The 8,015-nt window shown below is 62.2% G+C and carries 8 protein-coding genes; all 8 read right to left on the reverse strand.

Annotated features, from left to right (window positions below):
• Window positions 1–438: 438 nt before the first annotated feature.
• Entirely contained in the window at window positions 439–1,437 is a 999-nt protein-coding gene (locus tag BM125_RS19270; RefSeq protein WP_175498208.1) for a DUF2268 domain-containing putative Zn-dependent protease, read from the reverse strand.
• A 451-nt stretch (window positions 1,438–1,888) separates the two neighbouring features.
• Window positions 1,889–2,575 carry a hypothetical protein gene (locus tag BM125_RS19275; RefSeq protein WP_092411043.1) on the reverse strand — a complete coding sequence of 229 codons (687 nt, stop codon included), beginning with the start codon at window positions 2,573–2,575 and terminating at the stop codon, window positions 1,889–1,891.
• A 159-nt stretch (window positions 2,576–2,734) separates the two neighbouring features.
• Window positions 2,735–3,241: a DUF1801 domain-containing protein gene (locus BM125_RS19280; RefSeq protein ID WP_092411053.1), complete on the reverse strand. Its 507-nt coding sequence runs from the start codon at window positions 3,239–3,241 to the stop codon at window positions 2,735–2,737.
• 274 nt (window positions 3,242–3,515) lie between these two features.
• On the reverse strand, window positions 3,516–5,324 hold the full coding sequence (locus BM125_RS19285; RefSeq protein ID WP_092411045.1) for a hypothetical protein: 1,809 nt from the start codon (window positions 5,322–5,324) through the stop codon (window positions 3,516–3,518).
• A 134-nt stretch (window positions 5,325–5,458) separates the two neighbouring features.
• Window positions 5,459–6,292 carry a class I SAM-dependent methyltransferase gene (locus BM125_RS19290; RefSeq protein ID WP_092411047.1) on the reverse strand — a complete coding sequence of 278 codons (834 nt, stop codon included), beginning with the start codon at window positions 6,290–6,292 and terminating at the stop codon, window positions 5,459–5,461.
• Window positions 6,289–7,119 carry a hypothetical protein gene (locus BM125_RS19295; protein WP_092411049.1) on the reverse strand — a complete coding sequence of 277 codons (831 nt, stop codon included), beginning with the start codon at window positions 7,117–7,119 and terminating at the stop codon, window positions 6,289–6,291. The genes BM125_RS19290 and BM125_RS19295 overlap by 4 nt, the downstream gene beginning before the upstream one ends.
• A 328-nt stretch (window positions 7,120–7,447) precedes the next feature.
• Entirely contained in the window at window positions 7,448–7,552 is a 105-nt protein-coding gene (locus BM125_RS21045; protein ID WP_425429647.1) for a hypothetical protein, read from the reverse strand.
• On the reverse strand, window positions 7,512–8,015 hold a 504-nt coding region (locus BM125_RS19300), incomplete at its 5' end, for a DDE-type integrase/transposase/recombinase (RefSeq protein ID WP_139225125.1). The genes BM125_RS21045 and BM125_RS19300, both read right to left, overlap by 41 nt.

Consider the following 8,015-nt stretch of genomic DNA (forward strand, 5'->3'; position numbering starts at 1 on the left):
AAAAGCCCTCAACATCCTACGTCACGAATCGACGTTTTCCTACAGACAGCACGGCCTGATCCCGGCAGGCTGGCGGCATGACTACGGCACGCCACCTGCTCGTCGATCCTGACACTCCCGGCTTCTATCACTGCAATTCGCGGTGCATCCGGCGGGCCTGGCTATGCGGGGTCGATCCTTGCGATGGAAAGTCCTACGAGCACCTACAATCCGAGGAATATCGCCTCGACGTCGCCGTTCCTCGTACTTCCCACCCGCCTCCAACGCCTGAAGCCCTTCGCCTCTGCGGCGCGGATCGTCAGCTCGCCTTCTTCAAACCATCACCTTGGAATTGTGCGTGTCCCTTTCAGAGCAGAGTACTTTCAGAGTAAGCCCTGTATCGGATCACTCTCCCAATGGGGGCTGGCGAGCGAACGCTATCCGGCGCGAAGCCATGGATCAGGGCGGCTCAATCCCGGGCCGCCACCCGCTCGCTTTCAGAAACGCCTTCGGATCGGTCATACCGAAGATGTCGCGCAGCGCCTGATTCTTGTCGCTGGCGTTCCGGTAGTAAGTCTTGACAATGCGATAGCCCACCCAGTAGCCGAGGTCGGCCGGGCGTTCGGGCGTGCTGTTGTAGAGCCAGTCCGAGAGATCGGATTTGTCGAGGTCGGCTGCGAAGGCCGACTCGATTTCGACCTCGTGACCTTTCACGAGGGCCGGCATGTAGGCGTAGGCGGCCGCACCCGTGATCAGCTTGGTCACGAATTCTGCCGCCCCTTCCTCGAGCGAGGCGCCGAGGACGGTCGGATGTTCGCCTTCGGAGAACGCCACGGCCTGCTGCACGTGCACATACTCATGCACGATGACCCGCACGAACCGGTCCTCCACATCAGGATCGACCCAGTCGGTTGCGCATAGCGCCTCCAGGCCTATCTGCACGCCAGTTTCACGGCCACCGACACCGACCGGCTTACCGCGACCGATCGCGATCGTGATCGGCGGAAACCGCGCCTCGGGATAGCGCTGGCCGAGGTCGCGCATCGCATCGGCTAGCCGATCACGCACGGCTGGCAAGACCTTCACGCACGCACGTGCATTCGTGTAGATCTGCGGACGCTTGGCGATCGCGCTCGCGATTGATTCGCCGTTCACCCGTCTGAGCCTCGCGAGCACGTGCAGGCCGTCAGAACCGGGATCGAGATAGTCCTGCTGCAACGCTTCGGAGGTCGGGTGTCCGTCCGCTGCATCGTAGACACCGTAGAAACGCTCGACATCCCTGGTTTCTATGACAGGAGTCGCTGGCCTGTTCTCGACATGCGTCGCATGGACGCTGCAGGCGGTGAGCGACAAATACAACAATGAGATGGTCTTGATACGGGGTACCTCAGGGTTTTGTGTGCGAGATCGAGTCGAACAAACGGAGCGTGTTGAGTCAAGGACTGTCAGGACCTGCATGTTCCCAATGGACCCTGCGTCACGAATCGACGTTTCCCTACAGGCACGCCGCGCTGATCCCGGCATACTGGCGGCACGCCTACGGCACGCCACGTGCTACGGATCGACCCGGTGGTAGCGCAGCAGATGCTGGTGACCGAAACCCGCGACTGGCGCGCAATTGGCTCCTCCTGCTCGCTGATGGAGAGGGCAGCGACCATCGGACAGTCCTGGCTGAAAGGCATTGGCAGCGCCCAGCTTCTGATGCGAAGACAAACGGCCCGATCGAGTCTGCGCACAACTGGATGCCACGCGCATCCGAGTCTGGCGTCGCTGGACGCGAGATCGCACCGCGGTCCAAGTCTTCTAGCCCGGGAAAAGTCGGAACTACGTGGATCTGGACACCGAAAACGCGGGAACCGGACGCCTGGATCGAAGGATTCGTACTGCCGCTCGAATGAAACGCTGGCCCTCACTCCCGCCAATGATATTGGCAATTTTTCAAGGGAAGTTGGACCTCCCGACCCAAGGCAGCCAGGATTTCCCTGAGGTCCGCGACATGGACGTAACCATGCGGGTAGTCCCTTTTGGAGTCCTCGACCTCCAGCTCGATGGAGATCTGCTCCGGGCTGTCCTCCCGCGCCCCAATAACCGCGTATCGCCCGCTCGTCAGCTTTACGCAAAAATGCAGGACCCACAATCGTATGCCGACGTCACTGCGCAGCGGCCTTGCTGCAAAAACCGATGCGGCATGCTTCATCGAGACACCTTCAAAATGCATCGGGAAGTAGAAGAGCCGCGGCGCTTCCTTCAGCGGAACCCACCTTGCTTTCGGGACGGGGGACCGATCGGGTGGGAGACATGGACTCCTGGCCACTTTCCGGACGGGGTGCTTCTCGCGGGACGCAGTCGAATCTCGTATGACTCGCGGCACGTCCTCCTCGACTTCGGTGCCAAGCCCTCCGTCGCTTGAGTAGGACACCCAGGCAACGCCGTCAGGCGTTGGGTAACTCCAGTAGTGGGTCTTGCCGACGTCTGTAGCGGCCGAGCCCACATACAAGAGGCTCGATCTCTTCAGAAGATCAGCCGTACCCTCGTCTTCCTCGAGCTTCAGGTAGTCGAGCATTTCACTCTTCGAAATGCCAGTGAGAAATTTCATCGCAACGTCGCCTACGGATGGCATTGGCATCAACCGCGATATTCGCAACCCTGTTGCGGCGTCCAGCCCAACGCCCAGCGTCAACGGCGGCGCGAAGCCGCTGCATTCTGTTGCGGGTCCGCCGTCCAAAACCAACGCGATTCACATCCATGATCGGGCCTACCGCTTCTTCCCCCCGACACCGGGCACGGCCGTTATTTGAATCATCCATGCCGCAATCTGGCGTTCGTCGAGATCATCCACTGATCTAAGCTCCACGCCCCGCGTGGATTTGCCCATCGCCACTGGCGTCACTGGCGGTACCGGCTGGAGCGTTGCACCGTTAACGAACATCAACTTGACGTGATCGGCGAATCCGCCGCAACAGAAACACCAGCCGTCGCCGATGCCATAGTACGACATGCCCCATTTCACGGAGCGCTGCAGGCCGGGAAGCACCCTGGCCGCAAGGGCATCGACGTATTCGGCGATGCTGCGCTGCAGTTGCGGCAGACTGGCGATGTATGAGAGGACCGGCTTGTCGCCGACGGCAGCCTTGGCGGTGCTCGCCTTTCCGGTCACCATGGATTCCGGCAGAGTCGTAGCAGCCTTGCCTTTTGCCGCCGTGCGCTTGGCCGATTTCCGGCCTGATGGCTTGAGAGCATTGTCCGTCTCACGGGTGGTCATATCGGTCACCTGTACCGCAGAAGTGTCTCGGCCTGATGCCTGGGTGAAACGGCTGCTGACGAGCGAGGCTCGATAGTAGCGCAACCTGTCCGCTTGAATGAATGGTCAGGGACGAATTGAACCTGCGCGCTCTGCCATTTGTACAAGTAGAACGCACTGACGCCCACCGCAAGCAGACCCGGCAGTACAAACGCCCGGGCAGACCGCGAGAAGGCAGACCGGGGGTGAGGCGGGCCGGGACATCCAGAATCGTAGGGCCCTGGATGGGAGTGCATCATGGTTGGACGACCGGCGCACCGACAGCGGCCAGCAATTTGTCGCCCTCGGTGGCTGCGAACCGCCAGAGTGCGGGCCAGTGCTCGCAGGCATCGGCCAGGCTGGAGAGCTCCTTGGCGAGTGCCCGTGCACAACCCGCGGCATCGATGTCCCCGGGCCACTCCGCCAGACGAGGAACGACTCCGGCATCAAGCAGCTCCCGGGTCTGGACATTCACGATTGCGCGCACGTCGTCCTGCCAGTAGGCAGGCGCCCCCTTTGCCGTTTCCAGCTGATGCTGCAGTCGTTCGACGATGCCGGCGTGAACGTAGCTGCGAAACTCACGTAGCGATTCAAGCCGGTCACCAGGACGCGCATGGGCGAGATCGCGCAACTCATGCGAGAGAAACCGCAGGCGTTGCCCGGGCTCCTCAGCGCGCGAGGAAGCGAACTGGCGGCGGACGAATTCGCGAAGAAAGTCGTTGACGCGCGGCGCCCTGGCCGCCGTGGTGTTCTCGAATCTCTCGCGCAGGCCCTCCTGGACATGGCCGATGGCGACAGGCAGTTCGAGGGAAACGGACTCCGGCTGGCAATAGTGGATCAATGCGTTTCCCAGACTGTCCTCGGCACGACCGATGGGATTCGTGCAGGGCAACATCCGGCTGTTGTCGAGCGCAAACGGCGTGAAGCCGGAAAAGGCGCGTGCCTGGGCCTGCCCTACTCCGTAGAAGAGATGGTGCGCGCCGAGATTTCGCAGGTAACTGGTCTGGTCACACCAGAACTGTGCCCGCGCAACCGGGTCGGCGATGCCGTATAGCCAAAGGGTCGATTCGCTGCGCGAGCTTCCGTAACTACCATGGTGGGTCGTGACGATGTGCGATTCCGCTGCGTAGGGCTGCAGCTGGTCGAGACTGAGGCCATGCAGCGAGTCGCGACTCAGTGCATACCGACCGCGGGCACGGGCGCCGAGGAATTGCCCGCAGACATGCAGATGCATCTCGAAGGGATCCTCGTCGATCACGAGACCACTCTCGAGGGCCTGGGCCATGCTGGAATGGAAATGCGGCTGTGCCGACGCGTTCGGATCGGGGTCGAGTCCGTCCCGGGAAGTTTCGGCACGGCGCAGCGGCAGGATCAGATCATCATCGAGGAGGATCAGGCGCGCGCCGGCCGACAGAGCCAAAGCGATATTGCGGCTGCGACCGCCACCGAAGCGGTGGCTTTCCGCCTGTGCCTGGCGCAAAAGAAGGGGGGCGACGGCGTGCTTCGCCTGCGGCACGGCTTGCGTGAATGCTTCGGCCAGCCGGGTCGCCTCGACCTGGCCCACATGACGGACTTCGCAACCCGTCGAACGCGCAAATTTCCGCAACTGCTCGCGGTGACGTGCGACATTGGCCGGCTGTGCAGAGTCATCGAGCAGCACGTAACGACGACCGGCGCCGAACTTCCGTTCGTAGTCGGCCAGAGATCCCAGTAGCTGGGCCAGCCGATCCGGGCGGTCGCAAGCTCGGATCAGCACGCCATAGAACGGAGCCTGCGTGCGGACCGGAGCATTGAGCAGGCGGGCGATGTAATCTTCATCCCGCAGCAGCAATCCGCGCCGAACGAGATCCTCCAGTGTGCGCCGGATCGCATCACGTTGGCCTTGCAGGCTCGACACCGCCAATTCGATGCGCGCCACGTGCTCATCCAGCGAACGGAATTCGCTGCACAATCCAAGCGCCTGCAGGACCTGGCCAGTCATGATGTGCGCCGTACCGTCGCGACTCCGGAACAGGCAATGGCTGCTCGACAAGGCGGCGACCCGGCCCGTTTCGGAGGCGAACATCGGAGCGCGCGCCTCAGGCGGCAATGAGGGATGCATAGGCCGGGGCGAAGCGGGGATTCCGGGGTCGACGTGGCTGTCCATGGGTCCCAGGGTCACATTCATTCACGATATTCACCGGCGCCCGGACACTGCCGCTAGCTGCGCTTCCAGACCAGGGTCGGGCATCGATCAGCCAGCTCGTGGGTACCGCACAAACACGCCACCTCGCCGAGGAACGCGCCGAGAACCTGCCTGAATTCGCTCAGCGTCGGCAGGAAATATCGCGCACTCATGCCGCCATAGGAATCGATACCAACGATCTCTTCGGCAGTCCAGCCGGGCCCACCTGCTTGCGCAGCCGACACGGCAGGCATCGTTCTCCAGGCTCGCCAGACGTCGTCGAGCCGCGAACCCGGCCCGCTGGCGCCATGCACGGCGGCAAGCAGGCGCAGCTTGAGCGCATGTACGCTGCCGATTTGTCCACCGGCGAGCGCGTCTGCAACATCTTCGACCGACTCTGGGCGATCCGGGCGCAGGAATACGCGAATGAGGAACCGGCCGCCAGGCCGCAGCACCCGTGTGACCTCACGGGTCAAGGATTCGTATCCCTGCGGGAAGGACTGCAGCACATAACAGCCATCACCGGCGACGAAATCCAGGCTTGCGGGCGAAAACGGCATGTCGCACCAGTCGGCCATGACCACGCGGGCATTGGCCGGACCCTTTTCCGGGGGCCACAACGCTTCGATCATCCGCGGACTGTGGTCCACCGCCGACAGCTCAACCTCGACCGGCCAGTCACAACCGAGGATTTCGGGAGTCAGTCCGAGTACGGCCACTCTTGCCCGGGCTTCGAGATCCGCGGCGAAGCGCCGGACGATCGCGGTGTCGTCCGGCGAGGGACGCAGGGGTGGGCCGAAATGCGACCATTTGGCGGCGATGCGCGAGAAATGGTCACGTGGCGCAACCGGAGTTTGTGGATTGCTCACAAACGTTTCCTCAGGAATGCTTCAAGACCGAGTGCGAGATTTGCGTTGGACGCCTCGATATCGGGATTGGAGGGGGGAGCCGAAGGCGTTCTATTCGCGTCGAGCAGAATCGCCTGCCCGTCGCGAACGACGAAGTCGAATTTTCCATAGTCGAATCCGAGTCGCTCGCGTTCGGCGCGCAACGTTTCGGGAACCGGCACCGATTCGCGGGCCAGGATTCCGGAAGTCTTCACGACAGGTGTCTTGCTCAGGTATCGGGTGCAACGCTCGCGATCACCGCAGAACACCCAGGCCCGAGTCCAGAATCCCTGCGCGTCCTGTTCCGGGAGAAACCGCTCGACCACCAGCCCGGGATTGGCCCAGACATCCGGCGGTACGTCGCCGATGGAAGTAAGAACCGGATACGGTTGGTCGGTGCAAACGACCGGAGCTTGCGGCAAGTCGGCCGCGGTACCGCCATTCTTGCCTTTCTGCAGCGCGTTCCACTCCGGAATGCCACCGTAGTTGAGGTCAGTCTTGATGATCACCGGCCCTGTCCACGCGTCATCCGGACTGAGCAGGTTGCGGCTGACCTTGCGCTTGCGAATGTCTGTCGCCATCCCGTTCACCAGCAGGGGGTATCGCCTGGCCGCTTCAAGATAGGCCTTTGGTATCAGCGAAAGGTCGACATGGAGGATTGCGAGGTCGGCATCGGGCCAATCGCCAAGTCCCGCGACCACAACGATCTCATGACCCGCCGCGATCCAGAACCGCGAGAGGCTTTTCAGCAGGGCGTTGCGTTCGCGGAAGTTGTCGTAGGAATGGGTGACAAGAACGATGCGACTCAATGCCGTGCTTCCATGAGCATGCTGCGAGGATCATCTGCCGGGGCCTGACCGTTACACCGCAAATGGATTGAGGCGGATTGGCGAGGCGAATTGGGACAACCAACTCCCCGGCGCGATCCTACGTGACACCGCGACGTTTTCCTACTGACACGAAAGACGTCTCCCCTGGACGCAGGCAGCATGACCAAGCCACCCCTGCTCGACGAGATCGCGTCCCGGGACGGGGGTGCAACAGGCCAACCCCCAGGGTGCGCAAGCATTTCGGAGAGATCGGACAACGACAACGCGTTCGAAACGGACATCCAGCAACGCCCGCCAAATTCAGACGCTATTCCTCTACTAGTCGCTCTCCACAGCACTTAAAATACCGCGCGCCAGCAGAACGGTGCGACTCAGCCACCTCGCCCACGGCGACGCCCCGAATCTGGCTCAGGCGAACCGCCCTTGCCTTGAACTCGCGACTGTACCGATAGGTGGTTCGGGGACCTGGTCTGGCCTTGATGGGGACTCCTGATAGTCAGTTCAGGGTGTCCACTAAAGCGAAGGAACCGTCGCGCCGATTTCAATGCCCGCGTGGTCAGCTCAGCACTCTTCTCCGGCCCCAGTGACCAGCCAAGCAGGCGTCGCGAGCAGCGGTCCATGATCGTCGCCAGATAGCGCCACTGGCCGGCCACCTTCAGGTAGGTCACGTCGCCGACCCAGATCTGGTCGGTTCGTTCCACCGCGCAGTCGTGGATTCGATTCTCGATCTGTGAATAGAAGCGTCCGGTGCCGGGAGAGCGCCGATACAGGGTCGCCGAGACGGCTTTCACCCCATTCTCGCGCATCAAACGCTCGATCCGGCGCCGACCGACTGATTCTCCTTCCTTGTTCAACTGGGCATGCACCCGCGGACT

This window comes from Dokdonella immobilis, from assembly GCF_900115085.1.
GTDB lineage: Bacteria > Pseudomonadota > Gammaproteobacteria > Xanthomonadales > Rhodanobacteraceae > Dokdonella > Dokdonella immobilis.